Raw genomic sequence first — 22,944 nt, 5'->3', positions numbered from 1 at the left:
GATGCGAGAGTAGGTGAAGGAATGACTATGGTGCTCGACCGAAGTGTTGAATCCGCTATTGCCAGACTGCTTCAAATCGGTGGACGGGGCGGGGACCCGCAGGCGACGGCCCGGCGGTTGTCAGATGTGTATCCGACGCTTCGGGCGCTGTCACAGGCGTCCGTGCACGACCTCTGTCAAATCGAAGGGATGACGAAGAAGAAAGCCGAGCAGTTGCTCGCGGCGTTCACGATTGGCATCCGTTACGTCGAGGAGCCGAAAGTCGACATGCCGACGATCCGGTCGCCGCAGGACGCGTACGAGCTGCTGCGTGATGAGCTCCGGCTACTTAATCAAGAACATTTCGTCTGTTTGTACTTAAACACGAAAAATCAATTGATCGCGCGCAAGACGTTGTTCGTCGGCGGGTTGAATTCGTCGATCGTTCATCCGCGCGACGTCTTCCGCGAAGCGCTCAAGCTGTCGGCAGCGTGTTTCATCGCTGTGCATAACCATCCGAGCGGGGACGCGACGCCGAGCCGGGAAGACATCGAAGTGTCGGAGCGCTTGGTCGAAGCGGGCAATATCGTCGGCATCGCCTGCCTCGACCACGTCATCATCGGCGAAGATCATTATGTCAGTATGAAGCAACGTGGGTATATGAACGGTTAACGTTATATTTAGCTAGAAAGTAAAGGTGAATCTACAAATTTAGGATCTATCCTTTGCTGGTAATACAAAAACTGCCCCATAGAAGCTGGATTTTGATGTCCAACTTTTATGGGGCAGTTCATTGTTAGCTCCGTTGTTAAAAGAGTGGCTTATAACCAGATTTACCTTCATAAATATGTTTCTCAATCTGATTCGTGTCTGCATCGATCATATAATTTTCGTAAATCTCAGATAGAGAGTCGTCATCCGCTTTCCCATAATCAGCGATCGGCATTGTTCCTAGGAAGTGAATACCATAGCCATCGTTTAAGTCGACAAGAATCCAATTCGCGTCTTCAAATTTAGGTAAATCGTTTTTAGTGAAGTCTTTTAAACTTTCTTTGGTTAGTAGCGAACGATCAGAATGGACCCGTACATAAGTACCAATCCGTTCAGTGTTAGTTCCGTTCATGACCGGTCGTTTAGAAATGTTTCCGAGAGCCGTACTCATGGTGTCTTTTTTAGCAGCGGCTTCAGCTTCGGCCTTTTGTTTCTTCTCTTCCTCGGCTTTGGCAGCGGCTTCAGCTTCGGCCTTTTGTTTCTTTTCTTCCTCAGCTTTGGCAGCGGCTTCAGCTTCGGCTTTTTGTTTCTTCTCTTCCTCAGCTTTGGCAACGGCCTCAGCCTCTTCATCCTTTTCTTTCTCTGCCTTAGCAACTTCTTCTGTAGATTCAGTCGTATGTACTTGATCAGGTGCTTCATCCCCAAACAAGCTTCCTATAAATATGAAACCAAAGAGTACACTAATCACAATTCGTCCAATATTATTGAACTTTTTATATTTCCACATTAAAAATAAGCCGAGTGGGAAAAATAAGAGCAGCGTTAAGACTGTAAACCAGGTTTTCTTATAAAACTTCATTCAAACCTCTCCTTTCAATAATAAGATACTACAATAACATTAATATTAATTGGCAACAATAGGAAATGATAACGTAATTACCTTTTGATTTATTGCTAAGCGTCTCCCGCTTGATTAATCTTGCTGCTCAAATAATTATGTTAAAATAAATATCGAGGTGTTCGTATGGAGAAACTAGTCTGGATTATTATGATTGGAATCGCGCTCGCCGCGAGTTTTGTTCCGCTCGAGCCGTTCGCGTTGTCGCTCGTCGTCTTCGCGTTGTTCGTCTTTGTGAGTATGGCGCTATTTCAACAGTTTTCAAAAGACGGGCATTGGCTTGACCGCTACCCGCCGCTCGTCGGGGTCGGACTCGGAATTGTGTCGCTCATCGCCTACATTGGTCTGTTCATCGCCTGGGTAAATGCGTCAGGAGACAGTCAAGCGTGGCGTGTCATCCCGCAACTTGTCTTCGTTTACGTCGGGATTTACTTGTTCACCGTGACGATGGCGAGCTTTTTGGCGGGTGCGACGCGCGAGCGGCCGTCCCGTTTCTTTCGGCCGCTCCTCATCTTTTCGGTCGTCTTTTACGCGGCAATGCTGTTGCTGCCGCTCCAACCCGGTCTTTAAATGATCGGTTCATCTAAGCAGACGCCTTCAGACGTCTGCTTTTTGATTTGCGTTTTTGTTGAAAAGCAGGCACACTAATATACGGTGGAACAGGACTGAGATGAAGGGGATTGTAAATAACCTGTAATCGATTGAACGTTTTCAAACATGATTTTTCCGTTATAATAATAATTAGTGTAACCAGGAGAGGGGCAGTACGTATGTTTCGTAGTTTTAACCGAGAAATCGGAATCGACCTTGGAACGGCAAATACGCTCGTTTATGTAAAAGGTCAAGGAATCGTTGTTCGTGAACCGTCCGTAGTGGCGTTCCGTACAGATACAGGTAGAATTGAGGCCGTAGGTAATCAGGCCAAAGATATGATTGGACGTACGCCGGGGAACGTCACGGCACGCCGTCCGATGAAAGATGGGGTTATCGCTGACTTCGAAACGACTGCAACGATGATCAAATATTTCATGGAGCAAGCACAAAAATCGAAGAGCGGGTTGTTCTCATCGAAGACGAACGTCATGATCTGTGTGCCAAGCGGCATCACGTCAGTTGAAAAACGTGCGGTTGAAGATGCGGCCAAGCAAGCAGGCGCTCGCGAAGCGTACACGATTGAAGAACCGTTCGCGGCAGCAATCGGCGCCGGTCTCCCAGTTTGGGAACCGACAGGCTCGATGGTCGTTGATATCGGTGGTGGTACGACCGAAGTCGCAGTGATCTCACTCGGCGGCATCGTGACAAGCCAGTCGATCCGTGTCGGTGGTGACGAAATGGATGACGCCATTATTCGTTACATTAAAAACAAATACAACCTCATGATCGGGGAACGTACGTCAGAAGCGCTCAAGATGGAAATCGGTTCGGCCCGCATCGACGAGTCGAACGAAAACGAAACGATGGAGATCCGCGGACGCGACCTCGTGACCGGTCTCCCGAAACAGATCGAAGTAGGGGCAGTTGAAGTGTGCGAGGCGCTTTCAGACACGGTAGACGCGATTCTAGCCGGTGTGAAACAAACGCTCGAACAAACACCGCCAGAACTCGCAGCCGACGTCATGGACCGCGGCATCGTTCTGACAGGCGGCGGCGCGCTCCTTAAAAACTTGGACGGTGTCATCTCTGATGAGACGCACATCCCGACACTCATTGCGGATGAACCGCTCGATTGCGTTGCGATCGGGACTGGAAAATCTCTTGAAATGATGGACGTCCTCCGTTCAAAATCAGGCATCTCGTCACGTCGATGAAAGGTGTTAAACGATGAGCCGGTTTGTACGCAATAAAAAGCTCATCATCACGCTGATCGGTATCATCTTATTTCTCGTCATTTTAGGGGTTTCGATTCGAGGACGGTCGGAATCCGCCTGGTACCAAGACGTCACGCGTGATGTGGTCGGAACGTTCCAACGAGTGTTCACGGTGCCGATCGGCTGGATGGATAGTACCGTGTCCTCGATTTCGAACGTCCGTGATATTTATGAAGAGAACCGCGAATTGAAGCAACATTTGACGAAATACGCCGAAGTGTCCGTCGAAGCCGACGACCTGCGCCGTGAGAACGAGGAGTTGCGTCAAATGGTCGCGGCTGGCGAAAGCTCGCTCCGTGACTTTGATTTGATTCCGGCCGAGGTCATCGGGCGCACGCCGAACGACTGGCAGCGCTATGTGACGATCAACGTCGGGCAAGAACGCGGCGTTGAAAAAGGCATGGCCGTGACGGCCGCCGGCGGCATGGTCGGACGCGTCATTCAAACGAGCGCCTATACGTCACAAGTTCAGCTCTTGAGCGACAACAACCGGACGAACAACGTCTCGGCGGTCGTCAAGGATGCGGACGGTAAGGCGGCGTACGGAACGATCGACGGCTTCGACAGCGAGACGAACGAACTCTTTTTCACAAAGGTTTCGAACAGCGTCAAGTTGAAAGAAGGTGAGATCGTCTCGACGTCAGGGCTCGGCGGACGTTATCCGGCCGGTCTCGTCATCGGTAAGGTGAAGACGATCGAGACCGATGAATATGGCGTGTCTCAAGTTGCCCGCATCACGCCAGAGGCGGACTTCAACGAGTTCTCGCAAATGTTTGTCATCGATCGAACGCTAGACGAACCGTTTTTGACGGGTCCCGAGGAAGGAGGAGCAGCGGGTGAGTAACATGAAAGTGTTCATCGCCCTGTTCCTCCTCTTTCTTATTGAAGGGACATGGGCTGCCATCTTTTCATGGCACTACGCGACGCCGTTCGTGTATTTGACGTTGATCGGGTTAATGTACGTCAGTTTGTATGGCCGGTTTGAGTCGGCACTCGGATTCGGTCTCGTATTCGGGTTGTTGTATGACATCGTCTACACCGACTTGCTCGGAATTTACTTATTTACTTTTTCACTCATTCCTCTCTTAGTCAGCTTCGTGTTAAAATATATAGGTGAGAACTTCTTCTCGGTCGTCATCACGTTCACGTTCATGATCCTCGTCTTCTCCTTCGGGATTTACGGTATCATGGCAGCGGTCGGTGGGACGACCATGACCATACAAACACTATTAGTTGAACAGATTCCAGGGACGCTCGTCGTCAATGTGATCGCCGTCGCGATTCTTTATTATCCGATGACGCGATACGTGGCGGTGCGCCCTGTAGCGAAAAGAGGGTAGCCATGATGGAGCGTAAACGACACATTACGATAAAAGGACATCGCAACGGTATTGCAATCCACTTCAATCCACGGAGTGGCGTCGATGAGGTGCTCGGAGAGCTTGAGGCCACGTTACAAGAAATGGAGCCGCCCTCTGGGGAGATTGCACTCAAGTTGCACGCGGGTACTCGTTATTTGGACGAGGAGCTGTCACGTCAAATTCGTGAAGTCGTTGCTCGTCATGGCGTTTTTTATATCGAGGAGCTGTCGAGCGAGGTCATGTTGACCGAAGAGGCGAAGGCGACTTACGGGAAAAAGACGTTCCATTACCATAGCGGGACGATCCGCAGCGGGCAAGTGCTCTCATTTGAGGGTTCGGTGCTCATTATCGGCGACGTCAATCCGGGGTCTGAAGTTCGGGCGACAGGAAGTATCTATTGTTTAGGCACGATACGAGGAAATGTCCGGGCCGGTGTCGAAGGATGGGAGGACGCTGTCATTACCGCAAGTCTGTTGCATCCGCTGTTTCTAGCGATCGGTGAGCACGTGCTCACGCCAGACGATGATACCGAGATGCCAGAGATCGAGATGGGCTGCGCGTATCAGACGAATCATGGCATTGAAATGACGCGTCTCCGCCAAGTCATGACAGGGCTTAAAGACGCATATGCAATGGAATTACAGAGAGGGTGAGTTTGATGGAGCAAGTAGTAGAGCCTGTACATACAGCAAAAGAAGTGAAGAAAGGTCGGGCCATCGTCGTGACGTCGGGGAAAGGTGGCGTCGGCAAGACGACGACGACCGCTAACCTCGGGACGGGTCTCGCATTGTCCGGACACTCGGTCTGTCTCGTCGATACGGACATCGGTCTACGGAACTTGGATATCATCCTAGGACTCGACAACCGGAGCATCTATAACCTCGTCGACGTCATCAACGGGCAGTGCAAGCTGCACCAAGCGCTCGTCCGTGACAAACGGTTCGAAGAGATGTATCTGCTGCCGGCGGCCCAGTCAAAAGACAAGACATCGGTCCAACCGGAGCAAGTCAAAGAGATCATCGACCAGTTGAAGACGGAATATGATTTCGTCTTGATCGACTGCCCGGCCGGTATCGAGCAAGGGTTCATGAACGCCATCGCCGGTGCCGACGAGGCTGTCGTCGTGACGACGCCTGAGAAGGCGGCCGTCCAAGACGCGGACCGCATCATCGGCATGCTTGAACAAGCGGAACACGTCGCGCCGCCTAAACTCATCGTCAACCGCGTGAAGAATCATCTCGTCGCATCGGGCGACATGCTCGACATCGATGACATCATGCGCATCCTGTCGATCGACCTGCTCGGCGTCGTCGTCGATGATGAAGAAGTCATCGCCGCGGCAAACCGAGGTGTCCCGGTGACGATGAACCCGGACAATAACGCCGGACAAGCGTATCGCAACATCACGCGCCGTATTCTCGGTGAGTCGGTGCCGCTCATGTCCATCCAGACGGACCAACAACCGACCGGATTTTGGGCACGATTGCTATTGAAGTTTGGAATGAAAAAAGCCTAAGGCAACGAAAGTTGCCTTTTTGTGTCGAAAGGAGTGCTCGTATGAAACTCATCTATGAACGGACCCCGTCGATCGAGCGGGCCATGCTCGTCGACGGCGAGCGTCTGCTTGAAGTCGAGGAGCGCTTTGTCGACCAGCTCTCGGTCGGGACGATCCTTGAAGCCGCGATCGAGCGGATCCATCCGTCACTCGGCGCCGCCTTCCTCGTCAACGGCGAGACGACGTTTTTCTTGCCGATCGCCGAGACGCTCCGGGCGCTCGCTGTCTACCCGGAAGTACTGGGCATCGGTCAGGCGGCCGTCGTCGGGGAGAAACGTCTCGTCCAAGTGACGAAAGAGGGCATCGGGGGTAAGCACCACAAAGTGACCGAGAACATTCGGTTCGGAGGGCGCTATCTCGTCTACTTCCCGTATGGACGGCGCCAGTTGTTCAGCCGTAAGCTCGACCTCGCTACGCAGGACCGGCTATCGAAAGTGTTCACGCTCAATGAGGCGGAAGGTGTGTTGTTCCGGACCGAATCAGGACAAGCCAGTCCCGAGGCGCTTCGCGAGGAGCTGGCCTTGTTGAGGGCCCGGGCTGCTGACGTCGAGACGGCGCGCCGCGGTCAAGACGAACTGCTCTGTGAGCAGTTCGTCCGGCGCCATTCGGTCGAGTCGGTACTGTTGAACGATAAAGAGGCGCAAGAGCGTTTGAAGCGGCTCGACGTCCCGGTCGAACGCCATATCGGCAAAGGCCGGATGAAAGAAGCCGCGCGTTTAGACACAGCGATCGAGAAGCTCGAGAACCGTGTCGTCTGGCTCGAAGGCGGGTCTTACGTCTTGGTCGAACAAGTCGAGACGATGACCGTCATCGACGTCAACAGCGGCAAAAACGTCGCCGTCAAAGACAAAGGGCGCGCCGCCGACACGATCAATGAGGCGGCGCTGTATGCGATTATGGAACAGCTCCGCCTGCGCAACATCGGCGGCATGGTCGTCATCGACTTTTTACGCGGGTCAAAAGACGGACAAGACCGACTTTTGAAACGAATGAAAGAACTCGGGGCCCGTGACCCACGTCGTGTCGAAGTGTACGGCTTCACACGGATGGGACTGTTCGAACTATCGCGCGAGCGGACCGGACGTTCGATTCAAGACCGGATGACGTATAACGGTGCACCGTCGAAGCTGGCCGTGTTCTCACGGCTTGAACGCACGCTCATGGAGCTAGACGGAAAACAGGAGGCGGTCGTACTGTCGCTGCCGACGAAGTGGCAAGACGGGGCCTGGGACGCGTCAGGTCTTCATGTGTTCTTTATAGAAGGAGAGCCCGACGTCGCTTTTCATGGTACACTCGAGGAATGTGAGAACTTCGTATCTCGCCATTGACAAGCTTCGCGCGAGAGTGGTAATATCTATAACGTTAGTTCGTTTGGAAGCACCCAAATGGCTACAACCGCACAGAACGGGTTGAAACGGTTTCGCCCTGCCCTGGATGGCGAGTCTGAGTTTAATAAGGAGGTGCACGTATATGTACGCAATCATCAAAACTGGTGGTAAGCAAATCAAAGTTGAAGCAGGTCAAGAGATCTACATCGAAAAACTCGATGCTGATGTCGAGGGTACTGTAGAATTCGGTGAAGTTCTTTTCGTTGGTGGTGACGATGTTAAAGTCGGAGCTCCATTCGTAGAGGGCGCTAAAGTAGTAGCAACTGTCGTTAAACACGGTCGCGCGAAAAAGATCACTGTCTTCAAAATGAAAGCTAAGAAAAACTACCGTCGTAAGCAAGGTCACCGTCAGCCTTACACGAAAGTTCGCATCGAGAAAATCGAAGCGTAAGCTTTATGATTCGAGTAATGGTCAGACGAGACGAGACGAAGTCGATTCGTTCCGTCGAAGTGACAGGTCACGCCAACTTTGCTGAACCCGGTTCTGACTTAGTGTGTGCCGGCGTTTCCGCTATCATTTTTGGGGCGTATAACGCTGTTGAGGTACTCGCAGGCCAGTCGCTTCTTGTAGAAATGGCAGACAAAACAGAGGGTGGTTACTTTTATGTCGAGACATATCCTGAACTATCACCGCAGGATATGACTCGCACCCAGCTGTTATTAGAAGGGATGCTCGTGCAACTAGACACGATCGCCCAAAGTTACGGTGATTATATCCAAATTGAACAATAGGAGGTGGACCTCATGTTACAATTGAACCTTCAGTTCTTCGCATCGAAAAAGGGAGTAGGATCGACTAAAAACGGTCGTGACTCGATTTCGAAACGCCTCGGCGCTAAACGCGCTGACGGACAGACAGTTTCAGCTGGATCGATTCTCTACCGTCAACGCGGTACGAAAATTCACCCAGGTGAAAACGTCGGCCGTGGTGGCGACGACACATTGTTTGCTAAAGTTGACGGCGTAGTACGCTTCGAGCGTCTTGGTCGCGACAAGAAACAAGTGAGCGTTTACCCAGTTGCGTAAGTAGAACCACGCAAAAGACTCTAGCCACTTATTTGGTTAGAGTCTTTTTTACTAGGAGAGGATCAAATGGACTCACAGGCAACACTGAAATTATTATCGACCGTCCGTCACGAATGGATGAATCGGCTTCAGATGATCTCCTTGTATGCGGCGCTCGAGCCTGATAGACTCGAGGAGCTGTACGAACGTTATCGTCAGCACGCCGACGAGGAGAGTGCGCTCGTTCGCTTAAATATGCCGGCGACTAGTCTCGTCATCATACAGGCGAATTGGGAAGGGCGGTTGACCTATAAGGTATCGACCGACCGTGCGTCGTTGGACGACGCACGCGTGGCGGATAAACTTGTCCGTCTTCTGTCAGGAACGGATGGACCGATTCATGTGACGTTCACGGACGGACTGGCGGTTCGCGTCTTCGGCAACGTGCCGGGAGATGTGTTCACGTCAGACGAAGTGCACGAACAGACTGTAGAATGTTCTACGTTTCGTTTAAAAGGAGGGAATTAAATGTTTGTCGATCAGGTGAATATTTTTGTAAAAGCTGGAGACGGTGGTAAAGGAATGGTCGCGTTCCGCCGCGAGAAGTATGTTCCAGACGGTGGACCAGCAGGTGGTGACGGTGGTCACGGTGGCGACGTCGTCTTTGAAGTAGAAGAAGGATTACGGACGCTCGTTGATTTCCGCTTCTCTAAGAAGTTCATCGCCTATAACGGTGAAAAAGGAATGTCGAAAGGGATGCACGGACGCAAAGCGAAGCCGCTCGTCGTCAAAGTCCCGCCAGGCACAATCGTCTTCGATTCAGTGACGGATACTGTCATTGCCGACCTTACCGAGCACGGCCAACGGGCCACGATCGCTAAAGGCGGCCGCGGTGGACGCGGAAACTGTCGATTTGCGACACCGTCGAACCCGGCACCAGAAATCGCTGAAAACGGGGAACCAGGCCAAGAGCGCGAGTTGCGTCTTGAACTGAAACTCCTCGCCGACGTCGGTCTCGTCGGATTCCCGTCAGTCGGGAAATCGACGCTCTTGTCGGTCGTCTCATCGGCACGTCCGAAAATCGGAGCGTACCACTTCACGACGATCACACCGAACCTCGGTGTCGTCAAAACAGCTGACGACCGTGACTTCGTCATGGCCGACCTTCCTGGACTTATCGAAGGTGCGAGCCAAGGCGTCGGTCTCGGTCACCAGTTCTTGCGTCATATCGAACGGACGAAAGTCATCGTCCATATGATCGATATGAGTGGGATCGAAGGACGTGACCCGTTCGAAGACTACACGACGATCAACCGTGAGCTCGAGTCGTACAATTTACGTCTCCTCGAGCGTCCACAGATCGTCGTCGCCAACAAGATGGATATGCCGGATGCGCCAGAACTTCTTAAAGAGTTCCAACAGAAAGTCGGCGATGACGTCAAAGTCTTCCCGATCTCGGCACTCGCGAAAGAAGGACTTCGCAACTTGCTCATCGAAGTAGCTAATCTCGTCGACGCGACACCTGAATTCCCACTCGAAGAGCTCGAAGCGAAAACAGCCACACCACGTGTCGTCTATCGTTACGAGAAGGAAGAGAAAGGGTATCAGATTCATGTCGATGAGTACCAACGCTTCGTGATCACGGGGCCGCGCATCGAGAAGCTATTCAAGATGACGAACTTCGATCACGATGACTCGATCAAACGATTCGCCCGTCAGATGCGTCAAATGGGCGTCGATGAGGACCTTCGTAAGCTAGGTGCTCAAGATGGCGACGTCGTTGCGATCTCTGATTTTGAATTCGAATTTGTCGAATAATTTTTTAAATAAGAAATGGAGTGTGAAGTAAACGTGGACCCTGTGCCCTCGTCTAGTTTAATTCTTTATGCAGTTTTGATTCTTTTGTCAGCTTTCTTCTCTTCAGCAGAGACCGCGCTCTCGAGCGTGAACCGCGTCCGGATGATCCGGATGAGCGAGGATGGGGATAAGCGTGCTAAGCGCGTCCTCCACCTCGTCGATCGGTTTGACGATACGCTCTCGACGATCCTTGTCGGGAACAACGTTGTCAACATCGGTTCAGCGACCGTCGCGACAGCGATTGCGACGTCAATTTTTACCGGTGGGACGGGGTTATTGATCTCGACGTTCGCGACGACGGTGCTCATCTTGATCTTTGGTGAGATCTTGCCGAAATCGCTCGCTAAAGAGTTTTCTGAAAAGTATTCGCTCTTAATTAGCGGAACGCTCGTCTTCCTCGTCAAAGTACTGAAACCGATCACGATTGTGTTCACCGGTCTCAAGCGCTTGACGCTTCGCATGATCGGGATGGCCGATAAAGAACCGTCGGTGACGGAAGAAGAGTTGAAAGTGCTCGTCGATATGGGTGAAGAGGAAGGCGTGCTCGGGGAGACCGAGGCCGAACTTGTCCACAGCGCCTTCGCGTTCAACGACATTACCGTCGATGACGTGTTGACACCGCGGATTGATATCCTCGCCGTCGATGTCGACGATACGCTCGAAGAAATCAAAGACACGATCTTTAGCGGGGGGCACTCTCGTCTCCCGGTGTATAAAGACTCGATCGACAACGTCATCGGGGTGTTGTCGGAACGTGACTTCCTTCGTTCGATGATGCGAGATGAAGTGACAGATGTGCGGGCGCTCATCCGTCCGCTCACGTACGTGTCACCGCAGACAAAATTGATCGAACTGCTTCCAATTCTGCAGCAAAAACAATCACACATGGCTGTCGTCCTCGATGAGTTTGGTGGGACGGCTGGTCTCATCACGCTTGAGGATATGCTTGAAGAGCTCGTCGGCGATATTTGGGACGAGCACGACGAATCGATCGTCTACTTGAGACGGCTTCGAGACGGCGTATACGAGTGTATGGCCGACATGGACGTCGATCAGTTCGCTGACGAGATGGGGATTAAAGAACCTGAAATAGACTCGAATACAATGGGTGGATGGATTGTCGAGCTGCTCGGCGACATCCCAGAGAAAGGTGCGCGTGTCACGTATGACGACATGACGTTCACCGTTCTCCACGTCGAAAAACGACGCATTCGCAAACTGTTAGTCGAAACGAGTCAATCCGAATCGGCTGAACAGGCATAAGAAAAGGAGATCGCCACGTGGCGATCTCCTTTTTGTTTAGACGGTATGGTGGCGCTCGACGCGCTCGAGCAACTCGTAAGGACGAACCTTGTAGATTGCGTGCGGGATGTACGTCGGGTCGATCGCATCAATGAGACGCATCTGGAAGTGGTCACGTTTGATGTAGTCCGACACGTTCGACGCATCGATCGGGAAGAATCCGACCTCATGTGTCTCGCCTGCTTGCGGACGAAGGTCGCCCGAGACGTAACGCCCATGGAACGAGACGCAGAGGACGCGTGACGACACGTTTTGATAGATCCCGATGATGCCGTCGATCTCGATGTCGGCCCCGGTCTCTTCTTTCACTTCACGATGGATCGCATCGATGATCGATTCGTGTTCTTCGACCTGTCCGCCCGGCATCTCGTACGTGTCGCTCCGGTGCGTGTTTTTGACGAGCAGCACCTCGCCGTCATCGTTCGTGATGTAGGCGGTCACGGAGACGATCGTGCGCGGCGGGGTGTAGTGCCCGGTCGGCATCATGAACTCTTCGCTCGACTTGATGTACAAGTCTTTCCCGAGACGGGCCCGCTTCTTCATCGCCTCGCGACGGAGTGCGCTCGAGCGGTAATCGCGTTCGACTTGTTCGTAGTGCTCACGGTCGCGGTATTCCCAAAGTGCCATGACCTCGGTTTGGTCCTCGGTCACCCAACGGCCGACGAGCCGTGCGCCGTGCGATACCTGAATCGGATACAGGTATGTATGGAAAAACTCAGTGAATTCTTGCAAGCGTTCGGGACGGATCGTATACGTTTTTCGACGATGGAACATGAAAATTCCTCCTTTGACGGTTGCTGTCTCTGTGCTTTAGAAATAGATTGATTTCCTCACTATGACGTATTCGCCATACGTATCAGTTTACCCTCTATTTAAAAAAAGTCAGCCCGAACTTTTGTTCAGGCTGACTTTTTCATGAAGTTCGGATGTGAGCGGACATAGCGGGCGACAAAGAAGATGCCGATGCCGAGACCGATATAAGGAAACAGGCCGTGTGTGTATTCGCCGATATATCGCCAATTACTGCCAAGCATTATACCGACTTTGACGAAGACGAACGACCAGACCGCGAAGACGATCGTTGTCATCGTCAGGAATTTACGGAACGACAACCGCATCACGCCGGCGCTGATGGCGAACAATTGACGCCAAATCACGCTGAGGCAGACGATCCACGCCCCGTACTTCTCAAACCACGACTCGGCTTGAAGCTGTTTCTCCTGCTTGATCCGAAACGAGCGATACAATCGCAGGGCGACCGGTCGTCCGCCGTAGCGGCCAATCCCATACAATGCGACCTGGGTCACGACGAAAGCCGACCAAGCGAGCAAAAAGATGAACAGGAATGACGCGTCAAGGGAACCGACGAGATAACCGCCGTATGCGAGGACGAGCTCGTTTGGGATGACTTGGATGAAGATGCCGAGCGGAATACTGAAGACGCCGCATCCGGCCAAGAGTTGCTCGAGGAAGTGCCACATGACAGATCACTCCTTTCAATACGTAGTAGGGAATTTGTTCCATCCATCAGTATAACGGACAAACTAGGAAAGCAAAAGAAAAGATGTCACAAAGGCGTGACATCTTTTAGTCGAGTTCGGAAACGAGCACGCCGAGGCGCTCAAGTTCAGAGACGGCGGCATCAATCGCGTCCGCACTGTCGGCTTCGAGCGTGTGAATGTGCAGCCCACCCGTCAAATGGGACAGTGGGGCAGCCTGGTTGGCCTCGACGCGTTCGAGGAAGGCCCGAACGTCGCGCCGGCTCTTCACCATCAACTGACCAGTCAGCGACCCGTAGACGGGGTGGTCGATGATGACGTCACGAATCGTGACACCTTCGTCGACGATGGCGTTCATCTCGGCTTCCATGTCCTCGGCTTCGTGCCGACAGACGACTTTTCGTGTGTAGGCGGACGGTGACGCCTCGCCGGGTAGATAGACGTAGCCGCGGGCGGTCGCGACGATTTGGTGGCCTTTCGCCTTCAAGAGCGACAAGTCTTGGACGATGACTTGGCGGCTGACCGCGACGCGGCGGGCGAGCTCGGAACCGGTGATCGGTTCCGTACTCGCTTCAATCAATTCCAATAAAGTGCGCCGGCGTTCTTCACCGGCTAAACGTTTGTTCATGGTGTTCAACTCTCCTTGCTAAAGTGACGATGGCATCGGCGAGTGCCGCCGTGGCTTCGGCGGTTGTCTGTTCGCCGAAGGAAATTCGGACGAGCCCGTGGCAGGCGCTCGTCTCATAGCCGAGTGATTCGAGCATGCGGTTCGGTCCGTTTTGACCGGCCCGGCAAGCCGAGCCGGCCGACACTTGGAAGCCGAGTGCGTCGAGTTCGGTCATCCACCATTGGCCGTCCCGTTTGTCCGAGACGAATGAGAGGATGGCCGGACTTTGGTCGTCGAACTCGAGCCAGTCAACATGTGACGATGTCTTCTCTTTCAAGATAGCACGAAACGCTAAGAAATTTCTTTCGTGACGTGTCCGATTCTCGTGCCGATTGGTGAACGCCTTGACGAACGCAGAGATGCCGGGCACGTCAATCGTCCCAGGACGGATGCCGTACTGATGGTGACCCGGGTAGTAGGGTGGAGGCAATAGACGTTCCATATAGAGACCGCCGACTCCTTTCGGCCCGCCGACTTTATGGGCGCTGAACGAGTAAGCGTCGATCCCGTCGACCGAGACCGGTATTTTTCCGAGCGCTTGTACTCCGTCGATATGGAGCAGTACTTTCTTATATTTAAGTTTACAGAGGATGTTATGGAGCGGCAAAATCCAGCCGGTGTCCGAGTTGACGTGCTGAAACGTGACGAGTCCGATATCACGATCGAGCAAGTGGAGGAACTTGTCGTGGTCGAACTGGCCGTCTTTCAGCTTGAGGCGATGGACGATCACACCTTCAGCTTCCCATTCGTCGAGGAGGAGCGAGACCGAGTCGTGCTCTTGCCAGGACGTGATGACCTCGCTGCCTTTCATGCGTTTGCGCAGACTCGTCAGCGCGATGTAATTGCTTTCCGAGCCGCTCCCGGTAAACAACAGCTTCCCTCTCAGCATATCGAGACCGAGCGCCTGCTTGACGAGCCGGCGCGCCTCTGTCAAATAGTCCTCGGCTATGAACCCATGTGTATGAAGCGACGAGGGATTGCCGGGGACGCCTTTGGCCATGGCGACGTAATGGTCAAGGGCGGCTTGGGTCATCGGGTGTGTCGCCGCGTAGTCAAAGTAACCGTTCATCGAAGTATCCCCTTTTCTCATGTTGTCTTCTTCACAAAATTATGCGAAACTAGTTTACAAGTCAACATTACATATGAAATACAGGTGATATACAGATGTCTTTACAGTTAAAACAAGTCGATGTTTTGATTATCGGGGCGGGGTTGGCCGGGGTCACGGTGGCACTCCATTTGCCGGAGACGTACCGTGTCCTCCTCGTCTCAAAACGTGACGTGACCTCCTCGAACTCTGACCTCGCCCAAGGCGGGATCGCGAGTTCATATTTGGAGCCGTCGAGTCTCGATCACGCACACGATACGCTCGTCGCTTCCAAGATGACGGCGCAAGCGGATCGGGTCGTCACGCTCGTCGAGGACGGCCGTAGTGTCGTTTCAGAGATGGAGCGGTTCGGTGTCGCGTTCGACCGGGACGAGTCCGGGTATAAGATCGGCCGAGAAGGCGCCCACGGGAAACATCGGATCTACCACGTCGGTGGTGACGAGACCGGACGTCATGTGATGACCGCGTTACGGGAACGGCTCCCGCAAAACGTTGAAGTGATGGAACACGTCTTGATCGACGGACTGACAAAAACGGGCGGACGAGTCGTCGGTGCGACCGGGTTCCAAGGCGACGAACGAATTCATATTCAAGCGGGCGCGGTCGTCTTGGCGACAGGTGGCATCGGCGGGCTCGTCGATTGGACGTCGAACTGTCGGGCCGTGACGGGGGATGGACTCGTCTTGGCGAGCGCTGCCGGTGCCGAACTTTCCAACTTGACCGAGATCCAGTTTCATCCGACGCTGCTAGCGGTCGAGACGCCGCACCTCGTGACCGAGGCGCTGCGAGGTGCGGGCGCGGAACTCGTCGATGAGGACGGGTGTCACGTGATGCGGCACCATCCGCTAGGCAGTCTGGCGCCCCGTGATGAAGTGGCGGCCGTGCTCACACGTCACTGCGGCCCGGTCTATCTCGATACGAGTCGTGTCAAAGACATTGCGGCCCGGTTCCCGAAATTGTGGGCGACGTGTCGGGCCGAACGGATCGACGTCGCTCGCATCCCGGTCCGGCCGGGTCTGCATTTTCATATGGGCGGGGTGCGGGTCGATGAAACCGGGTCGACGGGTGTGGCCGGGCTTTACGCGGTCGGTGAAGTCGCCGACACGGGTGTTCACGGGATGAACCGCTTGGCGTCGAATTCACTACTCGAATGCTGGGTGTTCGGAAAACGGGTCGCTGCATCGGTGCGACTCGAAGAAAGGCCGTTCACGGTGACTGAAGTGACCGCTTATGAGTTATCGAAGGAGACGTTTCAAGCGTATCGTCGGCGATTAGGCAACTGGCTGACAATCTCGCCTGAGTTTGGAGAAATGAGAAGTTTCTTAGAAAATACCCAACAACTGGCACGGACGAAACACGTGACAAGACAATTGGCAGAACGAACACTACAACTTGAGGCGGGCCGGATTTTAGCACGCGCCTTTATGAGAACGGAGGAGTTCCATGAACAGAACGTTACTGCGCGAACAGCTCACACAATTTCTAAATGAGGATATCGGATTTGGAGACGCCTCGAGCGCGCTCATCGACCCGATCGACGTGGCGACAGCCGTCGTCACCGCCAAGGCGGACGGGGTCTTCGCCGGTCTTGACGTGGTGATGGAACTCGCGGCGATGCAGCGGCTCGTCGTCGAACAGTGCCGTGACGATGGGACGGACTTGAAAAAAGGGGACGTCATGTTCGCTTTGCGCGGTAAGACGCGGACGATCCTCGAGACGGAACGGATACTGCTCAACCTCGTGCAACATATGTGCGGCATCGCCACGCTGACAAGGCGCTGCGTCGAGGCGCTTGCCGACTCATCGATCCGGGTCACCGACACGCGGAAGACGACGCCGGGACTGCGGATGCTTGAAAAATACGCCGTTCGATGTGGTGGGGGGTACAACCATCGGCTGCGTCTCGACGATGCCGTCATGATCAAAGACAACCATATTGCGGCACTCGGGGGCATCACGCGGGCCATTGAAACGGCGAGAGCTCAAAACGGGCACACGACACCGATCGAAGTCGAGGTCGAGACGATCGAGCAGTTGCGTGAGGCGATCGCGGCAAGTCCTGACATCATCATGCTCGATAACCGGTCATCGGAAGAGTTAAAGGCGTGGGTTGCGCTCGTACCGTCCCACATCACGACGGAAGCGTCGGGCGGGATCACCGTCGACACGATCGCTGCCTACCGCGGGACGGGCGTCGACGTCATCTCGATCGGACAGTTGACGCATTCGGTGACGGCGCTCGATTGCAGCTTAAATCTTAAAGGAGGGGTCAAACATGCAGTTACTCGGAACGATGCCAGCGCAATACGCTAATATGACGATCGAACAGATGGAAGCGCGGATCGAAGCCATTAAAGCACGGCTCGGCAGCCGGCTGTTTCTACCGGCACATCACTATCAAAAGGATGAGGTCGTCCAGTTCGCGGACGCGACCGGAGATTCGCTCCAGCTCGCACGACTCGCCGAACAAATGAATGGGGCCGAATTTATCGTCTTTTGCGGCGTCCATTTCATGGCCGAGACGGCCGACATGCTGACACGCGACGACCAACTCGTCATCTTGCCGGACATGCGGGCCGGTTGCTCGATGGCGGATATGGCCGATATCGACCAGACCGAGATTGCTTGGGAGGAATTGACCGACTTGTTCGGTGACGACATCATCCCGATCACGTACGTCAATTCGACGGCAGCCATCAAGGCGTTCGTCGGAAAGAACGGCGGCGCGACTGTCACGTCGTCAAACGCACACGACATCGTCCGTTGGGCGCTCGAGACTGGCGAACGGATTATGTTCTTGCCAGATCAACACTTAGGGCGCAACACGGCGTTTGATCTCGGTGTGCCGCTGGCGGCGATGGCTGTCTGGGACCCGCTTCGTGAGCGTCTCGACTACGAGGGCGACATCGAAGACGTACGGGTCATCCTCTGGAAAGGGCATTGTTCGGTCCACGAGAAGTTCAATGTCGCCCAAATCGAGGCGTTGCGGAAGCATGACCCGGAACGACGCATCATCGTCCATCCCGAGTGTACGTTTGACGTCGTGCGGGCGGCGGACGAGGCCGGGTCGACATCCTATATCATCGACCAGATCGAGGCGAGCGCGCCGGGAGCGAAGTGGGCCGTCGGGACGGAGATGAACTTGGTCAATCGACTAGCAATGACACACCCCGAGCAAGACATCGTCTCCCTCAACCCGTACATGTGTCCGTGTTTGACGATGAACCGCATCGATTTGCCGCATCTGTTGTGGGCGCTCGAGTCGCTCGAGACGGATCCGGTCAACATCATTCGTGTCGATGAGGAAACGACGAAATGGGCAACGCTCGCCCTCGAGCGGATGTTAGCGAGATAACGGACAGGCGATCGCCTGTCCTTTTTTCACGGCGTTTTCTATGGTACAATGAATGCAGTTTTCCTATGAAGAGGAGATAACAAAGTGATTGAATTCGTAAAAGGATCCGTCGCCTACGTGTGTGCGGAATATATAACGTTGGATGTTTCGGGCGTCGGCTACAAAGTACATGTGCCTAACCCGTTTTTTTATCGTGAACAAGACGAACATGTAATCGTGTTTACGCACCATTACGTCAGAGAAGATCAACAGACGCTGTACGGCTTCCGGTCACGCCGGGAGCGGGAACTGTTCAATAAACTGCTCGGCGTCAACGGCATCGGACCGAAAGGCGCGCTCGCCATCGTCGCCTCGGGCGACATGGACGCGTTGATTGACGCGATCGAGACCGAGAACGAGAAGTACTTGATGAAGTTCCCAGGCGTCGGCAAGAAGACGGCCAAACAAATGGCGCTCGATTTAAAAGGGAAGTTGTCAGAGCTCGCACCGGACTATGTGCCGAACACAGGCCTGTTCGCACAAGGCTCGTCAGAACTTGACGAAGCGTGTGAAGCGCTCGCCGCCCTCGGTTATTCGGAACGTGAGATCACACGTGTCCGCAAAGAACTGAATTCAGAAATATTGACGACAGACGCTTACATAAAGCGCGCCCTGCAATTGTTGTTGAAATAAGGAGGAACCTATGGACGAACGATTGTTGTCACAATCCCACCAACAGTATGAAGACTCTGAAGAGTGGAGCCTGCGTCCGCAACGGTTCGAGCAGTATATCGGACAAGAGAAGGCGAAAGGGAACTTATCCGTCTTTATCCAAGCGGCAAAAATGCGAAGCGAGACGCTCGACCACGTCCTCCTTTACGGGCCACCTGGTCTAGGGAAGACGACGCTTGCGCAAATTATCGCCAACGAGATGGGTGTCGGCATCAAGACGACAGCCGGTCCCGCCATCGAACGCCCAGGTGACTTAGCAGCAATCCTGTCGACGCTCGAGCCGGGGGACGTCCTGTTTATTGACGAGATCCATCGGCTCAGCCGGACGATTGAAGAGATCCTGTATCCGGCGATGGAAGACTACTGCCTTGATATCGTCTACGGACAAGGCGAGATGGCGCGCAGCGTCCGCATCGACTTGCCGCCGTTCACGCTCGTCGGCGCGACGACACGGGCCGGCATGTTGTCGGCCCCGCTCCGTGACCGTTTCGGGGTGACGCTCAAGCTCGAGTATTACGAAGCGCACGAACTCGCGGCCATCGTCAGCAGGACGGCCCAGCTGTTCCGTCTGTCGATCTCACCGGAAGCGAGCGGCGCGATCGCCAAACGCGCACGCGGGACGCCACGGATCGCCAACCGGCTGTTGCGTCGTGTCCGTGACTTCGCGCAAGTGGAAGGGACGAAAGAAATCGACCCAGCCATGGCATCGAGTGCGCTCGATCGCCTGCACGTCGACGCCCTCGGGCTCGACGAGGTCGACCATCGGCTCTTGCGGGCCATGGTCGAACGGTTCGGCGGCGGTCCGGTCGGGCTCGAGACGCTCGCCGCGACAATCGGTGAAGACGCCCAGACGATCGAGGACGTCTACGAACCATACTTGTTACAACAAGGCTTCCTCCAGCGGACACCGCGAGGACGCATGATCACACAATACGCTAAGACGCATTTTGGATACGAAGAGGAGTAAATGATGCAAGATATTCAATTGAACGTAAACGACTATGATTTTGACTTGCCAGAAGAACTGATCGCCCAAGTCCCGCTCCTTGATCGGACGAGCTCACGTTTGCTCGTCCTCGACCGGGACACAGGTGACATCGAGCACCGCCACTTCCGTGACGTGCTCGACTATTTACAAGCAGGCGACGCGCTCGTCGTCAACGATTCACGTGTCTTGCCGGCCCGTCTGTTCGGGGCGAAGCAAGAGACGGGCGGCAAAGTCGAGCTGCTGCTCTTGAAGCAGACCGAAGATGACGTCTGGGAAGCGCTCGTCAAACCGGCGAAAAAAGTCCGCGTCGGCGCCATCGTCGAATTCGGGAACGGATTGCTCCGGGCCGAATGCGTCGAAGAGCTCCCGGAAGGCGGACGCCGCTTCAAGTTCGAGTATGACGGGATCTTCTATGAGATTTTAGACGAGCTCGGCACGATGCCGCTCCCGCCTTACATCCGCGAACAGCTTGACGACCAAGACCGCTACCAGACCGTCTACGCCCGCGAACGCGGCAGTGCGGCCGCACCGACGGCAGGTCTTCATTTCACAGAAGAATTGCTCGAGGCTGCGCAGGCGAAAGGGGTCAACTTAATCCCGCTCACGCTTCACGTCGGGCTCGGGACGTTCCGCCCGGTCACGGCCGATACGATCGAAGAGCATACGATGCATAGCGAGTACTTTGAACTGTCCGAGCAATCGGCACGGGCGCTCCGTGACGTCCGCGCGAGCGGAGGCCGCGTCTTCGCGGTCGGGACGACGTCGACACGGACGCTCGAGACGATCATGCGCGATCACGGGGATTTCGTCGAGTCATCGGGCTGGACGGACATCTTTATTTACCCGGGTGTCGAGTTGAAGGCGATCGATGGACTGATCACGAACTTCCATCTGCCGAAGTCAACGCTCGTCATGCTCGTCTCGGCGTTCGCGTCACGCGACATCATCTTACACGCCTACCGGACCGCGGTGGAAAACGAATACCGCTTCTTCAGCTTTGGAGACGCGATGCTCATTACGAGGAAGGAAGAAAACAAATGACCAAACATGCAGTCACATACGAACACATCCATACGTGTAAACAATCAGGAGCGCGGCACGGGATCGTCCATACGCCGCACGGCTCGTTCGAGACGCCTGTCTTCATGCCGGTCGGCACGCAGGCGAGCGTCAAGACGATGGCACCTGAACAAGTGAAAGCGATGGGTGCGAACATCATCTTGTCGAACACGTACCACCTATGGATCCGTCCCGGACACGAGGTCGTCAAGCAAGCGGGCGGACTTCACAAGTTCATGAACTGGGACGGCGCGATCTTGACGGACTCAGGCGGCTTCCAAGTGTTCTCACTCGCTGACCTGCGTAACATTCAAGAAGAAGGCGTCCATTTCCGTAACCATTTGAACGGGGACAAGTTGTTCTTGTCACCAGAGAAGGCGATGGAAATCCAAAACGCGCTCGGTGCGGACATCATGATGGCGTTCGATGAGTGCCCGCCGTTCCCGGCGACGCATGAATACATGAAGAAGTCGGTCGAGCGGACAAGCCGTTGGGCCGAACGTTGCCTCGCAGCGCACGAACGTCCGGAGGACCAAGCGCTGTTCGGCATCATCCAAGGTGGCGAGTACGAAGACCTTCGCCGTCAAAGCGCCGAAGACCTCGTCTCACTCGATTTCCCGGGTTATGCGGTCGGCGGTTTGTCGGTCGGCGAACCGAAAGACGTCATGTATCGGGCGCTCGAGTTCACGACACCGTTCATGCCGGAAGATAAGCCGCGCTACTTGATGGGCGTCGGATCACCGGATGCGTTGATCGAAGGTTCGATTCGCGGGATCGACATGTTCGACTGCGTCTTGCCGACACGGATCGCCCGTAACGGCACGCTCATGACGTCTAAAGGTCGCGTGACGATCAAACACGCCAAACATAAGACGGACTTTGGCCCAATCGATGAGAAGTGCGATTGCTATACGTGTAAGAACTATTCACGGGCATACGTGCACCATTTGATCCGTGCCGATGAGATGTTCGGTCTCCACCTTTGCTCGACGCATAACCTTCATTTCCTCGTGAATTTGATGGAACAAGTCCGTCAAGCGATCCGCGAAGACCGTCTGCTCGATTTCAAAGAAGAGTACTTCGAAGAATATGGATATAACAAACCGAACGCCAAGAATTTCTAATTCTCTGACAGCGATTATGTGACAACGAATCGGTTTCACGGTATAATGAACCTGATATTGAAGGAAAGGGTGAATTCTACAAATGGAAACTCTCGTAGCACTATTACCGATGATCCTTATTTTCGTCGTGTTCTACTTCTTGTTGATCCGTCCACAGACGAAGCGACAAAAGCAAGTACAAACGATGCAAAATGCGCTTGAGCGTGGCGATCATGTCGTGACGATTGGCGGCCTTCACGGTGTCGTCCATCAGATCGAAGACACAGAAGTCACATTGAAATGCGACCAAGCACTTCTCAAGTTCAATCGCAGTGCGATTGCTGAAGTGACGAAAAAAGGAAACTCTTCATTCGCTGAGTAAGCAAATGACGCCTGACCAGTATGAACTGCTCCCCGTCAAGTAGACAGTGTAAATAATGAAAACCAACCTAGGCGGCTTGAGACCTGTATTCGACAGGGCTCAGGCCGTTTAGTCGTTTCTGGAAACGGTCGTGGTTGTAGAACGCTAT

The 22,944-nt window shown here is 54.1% G+C and carries 28 protein-coding genes and 1 other annotated feature; of the genes, 22 read left to right on the top strand and 6 right to left on the bottom strand.

Going from position 1 to position 22,944, the window contains the following annotated elements; all coding sequences use genetic code 11:
* Nucleotides 1-21 precede the first annotated feature (21 nt).
* Nucleotides 22-651, top strand: a complete 630-nt coding sequence (radC, locus tag EVJ28_RS10245; protein WP_131488835.1) for a RadC family protein — start codon at nucleotides 22-24, stop codon at nucleotides 649-651.
* A 136-nt stretch (nucleotides 652-787) separates the two neighbouring features.
* Here the strand turns inward: radC and EVJ28_RS14215 are convergent, their stop codons facing one another.
* Nucleotides 788-1,549, bottom strand: a complete 762-nt coding sequence (locus EVJ28_RS14215) for a hypothetical protein (protein ID WP_201738416.1) — start codon at nucleotides 1,547-1,549, stop codon at nucleotides 788-790.
* Nucleotides 1,550-1,714: 165 nt separating this feature from the next.
* Between EVJ28_RS14215 and EVJ28_RS10235 the strand changes: the two genes are divergently transcribed.
* From EVJ28_RS10235 to EVJ28_RS10175, 13 genes are all read left to right on the top strand, one after another.
* On the top strand, nucleotides 1,715-2,158 hold the full coding sequence (locus EVJ28_RS10235) for a hypothetical protein (protein ID WP_236634127.1): 444 nt from the start codon (nucleotides 1,715-1,717) through the stop codon (nucleotides 2,156-2,158).
* 200 nt (nucleotides 2,159-2,358) lie between these two features.
* A complete protein-coding gene (locus EVJ28_RS10230) occupies nucleotides 2,359-3,396 on the top strand; it encodes a rod shape-determining protein (RefSeq protein ID WP_070327697.1) in 1,038 nt (345 codons plus the stop codon).
* 13 nt (nucleotides 3,397-3,409) lie between these two features.
* Complete coding sequence (gene mreC, locus EVJ28_RS10225; RefSeq protein ID WP_131458811.1) at nucleotides 3,410-4,300, top strand: rod shape-determining protein MreC; 891 nt, start codon at nucleotides 3,410-3,412, stop codon at nucleotides 4,298-4,300.
* 1 nt (nucleotide 4,301) lies between these two features.
* Nucleotides 4,302-4,796 (top strand): rod shape-determining protein MreD, encoded by a 495-nt coding sequence (mreD, locus tag EVJ28_RS10220; protein ID WP_131458828.1) that lies wholly within the window; start codon nucleotides 4,302-4,304, stop codon nucleotides 4,794-4,796.
* Nucleotides 4,797-4,801: 5 nt separating this feature from the next.
* Nucleotides 4,802-5,470, top strand: a complete 669-nt coding sequence (locus EVJ28_RS10215) for a septum site-determining protein MinC (protein WP_236633412.1) — start codon at nucleotides 4,802-4,804, stop codon at nucleotides 5,468-5,470.
* A 5-nt stretch (nucleotides 5,471-5,475) separates the two neighbouring features.
* Nucleotides 5,476-6,333 carry a septum site-determining protein MinD gene (gene minD / locus EVJ28_RS10210; protein WP_070327693.1) on the top strand — a complete coding sequence of 286 codons (858 nt, stop codon included), beginning with the start codon at nucleotides 5,476-5,478 and terminating at the stop codon, nucleotides 6,331-6,333.
* A gap of 41 nt (nucleotides 6,334-6,374) precedes the next feature.
* On the top strand, nucleotides 6,375-7,700 hold the full coding sequence (locus EVJ28_RS10205) for a ribonuclease E/G (protein WP_131488833.1): 1,326 nt from the start codon (nucleotides 6,375-6,377) through the stop codon (nucleotides 7,698-7,700).
* A 55-nt stretch (nucleotides 7,701-7,755) separates the two neighbouring features.
* Nucleotides 7,756-7,827 (top strand) — a sequence feature (ribosomal protein L21 leader region).
* A gap of 15 nt (nucleotides 7,828-7,842) precedes the next feature.
* The gene (gene rplU, locus EVJ28_RS10200; protein ID WP_070327691.1) at nucleotides 7,843-8,151 is read left to right on the top strand and encodes a 50S ribosomal protein L21; all 309 of its coding nucleotides are present in this window, start codon (nucleotides 7,843-7,845) and stop codon (nucleotides 8,149-8,151) included.
* Between the two features lie 5 nt (nucleotides 8,152-8,156).
* Nucleotides 8,157-8,492, top strand: coding sequence for a ribosomal-processing cysteine protease Prp (locus EVJ28_RS10195; protein ID WP_131468626.1), 336 nt, complete (start codon nucleotides 8,157-8,159; stop codon nucleotides 8,490-8,492).
* Nucleotides 8,493-8,504: 12 nt separating this feature from the next.
* Complete coding sequence (gene rpmA / locus EVJ28_RS10190; protein WP_016508537.1) at nucleotides 8,505-8,786, top strand: 50S ribosomal protein L27; 282 nt, start codon at nucleotides 8,505-8,507, stop codon at nucleotides 8,784-8,786.
* Nucleotides 8,787-8,852: 66 nt separating this feature from the next.
* Entirely contained in the window at nucleotides 8,853-9,293 is a 441-nt protein-coding gene (locus EVJ28_RS10185; RefSeq protein WP_070327689.1) for a Spo0B domain-containing protein, read from the top strand.
* The gene (gene obgE, locus EVJ28_RS10180; protein ID WP_070327688.1) at nucleotides 9,294-10,583 is read left to right on the top strand and encodes a GTPase ObgE; all 1,290 of its coding nucleotides are present in this window, start codon (nucleotides 9,294-9,296) and stop codon (nucleotides 10,581-10,583) included.
* 75 nt (nucleotides 10,584-10,658) lie between these two features.
* A complete protein-coding gene (locus EVJ28_RS10175) occupies nucleotides 10,659-11,885 on the top strand; it encodes a hemolysin family protein (protein WP_131458827.1) in 1,227 nt (408 codons plus the stop codon).
* A gap of 36 nt (nucleotides 11,886-11,921) precedes the next feature.
* On the opposite strand, the gene EVJ28_RS10170 is transcribed toward EVJ28_RS10175, so the two are convergent.
* The 4 genes from EVJ28_RS10170 to EVJ28_RS10155 form a co-directional block, all read right to left on the bottom strand.
* Complete coding sequence (locus EVJ28_RS10170) at nucleotides 11,922-12,698, bottom strand: NUDIX domain-containing protein (protein ID WP_070327686.1); 777 nt, start codon at nucleotides 12,696-12,698, stop codon at nucleotides 11,922-11,924.
* Between the two features lie 125 nt (nucleotides 12,699-12,823).
* On the bottom strand, nucleotides 12,824-13,405 hold the full coding sequence (locus EVJ28_RS10165; RefSeq protein ID WP_131488831.1) for a DedA family protein: 582 nt from the start codon (nucleotides 13,403-13,405) through the stop codon (nucleotides 12,824-12,826).
* Between the two features lie 106 nt (nucleotides 13,406-13,511).
* Entirely contained in the window at nucleotides 13,512-14,051 is a 540-nt protein-coding gene (locus EVJ28_RS10160) for a transcription repressor NadR (RefSeq protein WP_070327684.1), read from the bottom strand.
* Nucleotides 14,029-15,159: a cysteine desulfurase family protein gene (locus EVJ28_RS10155; protein ID WP_236633411.1), complete on the bottom strand. Its 1,131-nt coding sequence runs from the start codon at nucleotides 15,157-15,159 to the stop codon at nucleotides 14,029-14,031. Before EVJ28_RS10155 ends, EVJ28_RS10160 begins: the two co-directional genes overlap by 23 nt.
* Nucleotides 15,160-15,254: 95 nt before the next feature.
* Here EVJ28_RS10155 and EVJ28_RS10150 point away from each other — a divergent pair, with 95 nt between their 5' ends.
* The 8 genes from EVJ28_RS10150 (at nucleotide 15,255) to yajC (ending at nucleotide 22,796) form a co-directional block, all read left to right on the top strand.
* Nucleotides 15,255-16,688 (top strand): L-aspartate oxidase, encoded by a 1,434-nt coding sequence (locus EVJ28_RS10150; protein ID WP_236634126.1) that lies wholly within the window; start codon nucleotides 15,255-15,257, stop codon nucleotides 16,686-16,688.
* The gene (gene nadC / locus EVJ28_RS10145) at nucleotides 16,642-17,511 is read left to right on the top strand and encodes a carboxylating nicotinate-nucleotide diphosphorylase (protein WP_131488829.1); all 870 of its coding nucleotides are present in this window, start codon (nucleotides 16,642-16,644) and stop codon (nucleotides 17,509-17,511) included. Before EVJ28_RS10150 ends, nadC begins: the two co-directional genes overlap by 47 nt.
* Nucleotides 17,474-18,553, top strand: a complete 1,080-nt coding sequence (gene nadA / locus EVJ28_RS10140) for a quinolinate synthase NadA (RefSeq protein ID WP_131488827.1) — start codon at nucleotides 17,474-17,476, stop codon at nucleotides 18,551-18,553. Before nadC ends, nadA begins: the two co-directional genes overlap by 38 nt.
* Before the next feature lie 84 nt (nucleotides 18,554-18,637).
* Entirely contained in the window at nucleotides 18,638-19,225 is a 588-nt protein-coding gene (gene ruvA / locus EVJ28_RS10135; protein WP_070327680.1) for a Holliday junction branch migration protein RuvA, read from the top strand.
* A 10-nt stretch (nucleotides 19,226-19,235) separates the two neighbouring features.
* Complete coding sequence (gene ruvB / locus EVJ28_RS10130) at nucleotides 19,236-20,231, top strand: Holliday junction branch migration DNA helicase RuvB (protein WP_071399448.1); 996 nt, start codon at nucleotides 19,236-19,238, stop codon at nucleotides 20,229-20,231.
* An 18-nt stretch (nucleotides 20,232-20,249) separates the two neighbouring features.
* On the top strand, nucleotides 20,250-21,293 hold the full coding sequence (gene queA / locus EVJ28_RS10125) for a tRNA preQ1(34) S-adenosylmethionine ribosyltransferase-isomerase QueA (RefSeq protein ID WP_083274023.1): 1,044 nt from the start codon (nucleotides 20,250-20,252) through the stop codon (nucleotides 21,291-21,293).
* Entirely contained in the window at nucleotides 21,290-22,435 is a 1,146-nt protein-coding gene (tgt, locus tag EVJ28_RS10120; protein WP_070327677.1) for a tRNA guanosine(34) transglycosylase Tgt, read from the top strand. Before queA ends, tgt begins: the two co-directional genes overlap by 4 nt.
* A gap of 82 nt (nucleotides 22,436-22,517) precedes the next feature.
* Nucleotides 22,518-22,796, top strand: a complete 279-nt coding sequence (gene yajC / locus EVJ28_RS10115; RefSeq protein WP_070327676.1) for a preprotein translocase subunit YajC — start codon at nucleotides 22,518-22,520, stop codon at nucleotides 22,794-22,796.
* Nucleotides 22,797-22,863: 67 nt separating this feature from the next.
* Here the strand turns inward: yajC and EVJ28_RS14385 are convergent.
* A partial coding sequence (locus EVJ28_RS14385; RefSeq protein ID WP_131488762.1) for an IS3 family transposase occupies nucleotides 22,864-22,944 on the bottom strand: 81 nt, incomplete at its 5' end.

The organism is Exiguobacterium sp. SH3S3, assembly GCF_004337115.1.
GTDB classification, from domain to species: domain Bacteria; phylum Bacillota; class Bacilli; order Exiguobacteriales; family Exiguobacteriaceae; genus Exiguobacterium; species Exiguobacterium aurantiacum_A.
The sequence above is the reverse complement of the archived record's forward strand: the minus strand, read 5'-3'. Positions and strand labels throughout refer to the sequence as shown.

Bases quoted from the DNA above. Each gene is read 5' to 3' on its own strand.
- EVJ28_RS10170 (WP_070327686.1), bottom strand. From the start codon at position 12,698: ATGTTCCATCGTCGAAAAACGTATACGATCCGTCCCGAACGCTTGCAA.
- ruvB (WP_071399448.1), top strand. From the start codon at position 19,236: ATGGACGAACGATTGTTGTCACAATCCCACCAACAGTATGAAGACTCT.
- tgt (WP_070327677.1), top strand. From the start codon at position 21,290: ATGACCAAACATGCAGTCACATACGAACACATCCATACGTGTAAACAA.
- EVJ28_RS10235 (WP_236634127.1), top strand. From the start codon at position 1,715: ATGGAGAAACTAGTCTGGATTATTATGATTGGAATCGCGCTCGCCGCG.
- rplU (WP_070327691.1), top strand. From the start codon at position 7,843: ATGTACGCAATCATCAAAACTGGTGGTAAGCAAATCAAAGTTGAAGCA.
- mreD (WP_131458828.1), top strand. From the start codon at position 4,302: ATGAAAGTGTTCATCGCCCTGTTCCTCCTCTTTCTTATTGAAGGGACA.
- yajC (WP_070327676.1), top strand. From the start codon at position 22,518: ATGGAAACTCTCGTAGCACTATTACCGATGATCCTTATTTTCGTCGTG.
- nadC (WP_131488829.1), top strand. From the start codon at position 16,642: ATGAACAGAACGTTACTGCGCGAACAGCTCACACAATTTCTAAATGAG.
- minD (WP_070327693.1), top strand. From the start codon at position 5,476: ATGGAGCAAGTAGTAGAGCCTGTACATACAGCAAAAGAAGTGAAGAAA.
- EVJ28_RS10205 (WP_131488833.1), top strand. From the start codon at position 6,375: ATGAAACTCATCTATGAACGGACCCCGTCGATCGAGCGGGCCATGCTC.
- EVJ28_RS10195 (WP_131468626.1), top strand. From the start codon at position 8,157: ATGATTCGAGTAATGGTCAGACGAGACGAGACGAAGTCGATTCGTTCC.
- nadA (WP_131488827.1), top strand. From the start codon at position 17,474: ATGCAGTTACTCGGAACGATGCCAGCGCAATACGCTAATATGACGATC.
- EVJ28_RS14215 (WP_201738416.1), bottom strand. From the start codon at position 1,549: ATGAAGTTTTATAAGAAAACCTGGTTTACAGTCTTAACGCTGCTCTTA.
- EVJ28_RS10150 (WP_236634126.1), top strand. From the start codon at position 15,255: ATGTCTTTACAGTTAAAACAAGTCGATGTTTTGATTATCGGGGCGGGG.
- rpmA (WP_016508537.1), top strand. From the start codon at position 8,505: ATGTTACAATTGAACCTTCAGTTCTTCGCATCGAAAAAGGGAGTAGGA.
- mreC (WP_131458811.1), top strand. From the start codon at position 3,410: ATGAGCCGGTTTGTACGCAATAAAAAGCTCATCATCACGCTGATCGGT.
- EVJ28_RS10165 (WP_131488831.1), bottom strand. From the start codon at position 13,405: ATGTGGCACTTCCTCGAGCAACTCTTGGCCGGATGCGGCGTCTTCAGT.
- EVJ28_RS10160 (WP_070327684.1), bottom strand. From the start codon at position 14,051: ATGAACAAACGTTTAGCCGGTGAAGAACGCCGGCGCACTTTATTGGAA.
- EVJ28_RS10215 (WP_236633412.1), top strand. From the start codon at position 4,802: ATGGAGCGTAAACGACACATTACGATAAAAGGACATCGCAACGGTATT.
- EVJ28_RS10230 (WP_070327697.1), top strand. From the start codon at position 2,359: ATGTTTCGTAGTTTTAACCGAGAAATCGGAATCGACCTTGGAACGGCA.
- EVJ28_RS10155 (WP_236633411.1), bottom strand. From the start codon at position 15,159: ATGAACGGTTACTTTGACTACGCGGCGACACACCCGATGACCCAAGCC.
- radC (WP_131488835.1), top strand. From the start codon at position 22: ATGACTATGGTGCTCGACCGAAGTGTTGAATCCGCTATTGCCAGACTG.
- obgE (WP_070327688.1), top strand. From the start codon at position 9,294: ATGTTTGTCGATCAGGTGAATATTTTTGTAAAAGCTGGAGACGGTGGT.
- EVJ28_RS10185 (WP_070327689.1), top strand. From the start codon at position 8,853: ATGGACTCACAGGCAACACTGAAATTATTATCGACCGTCCGTCACGAA.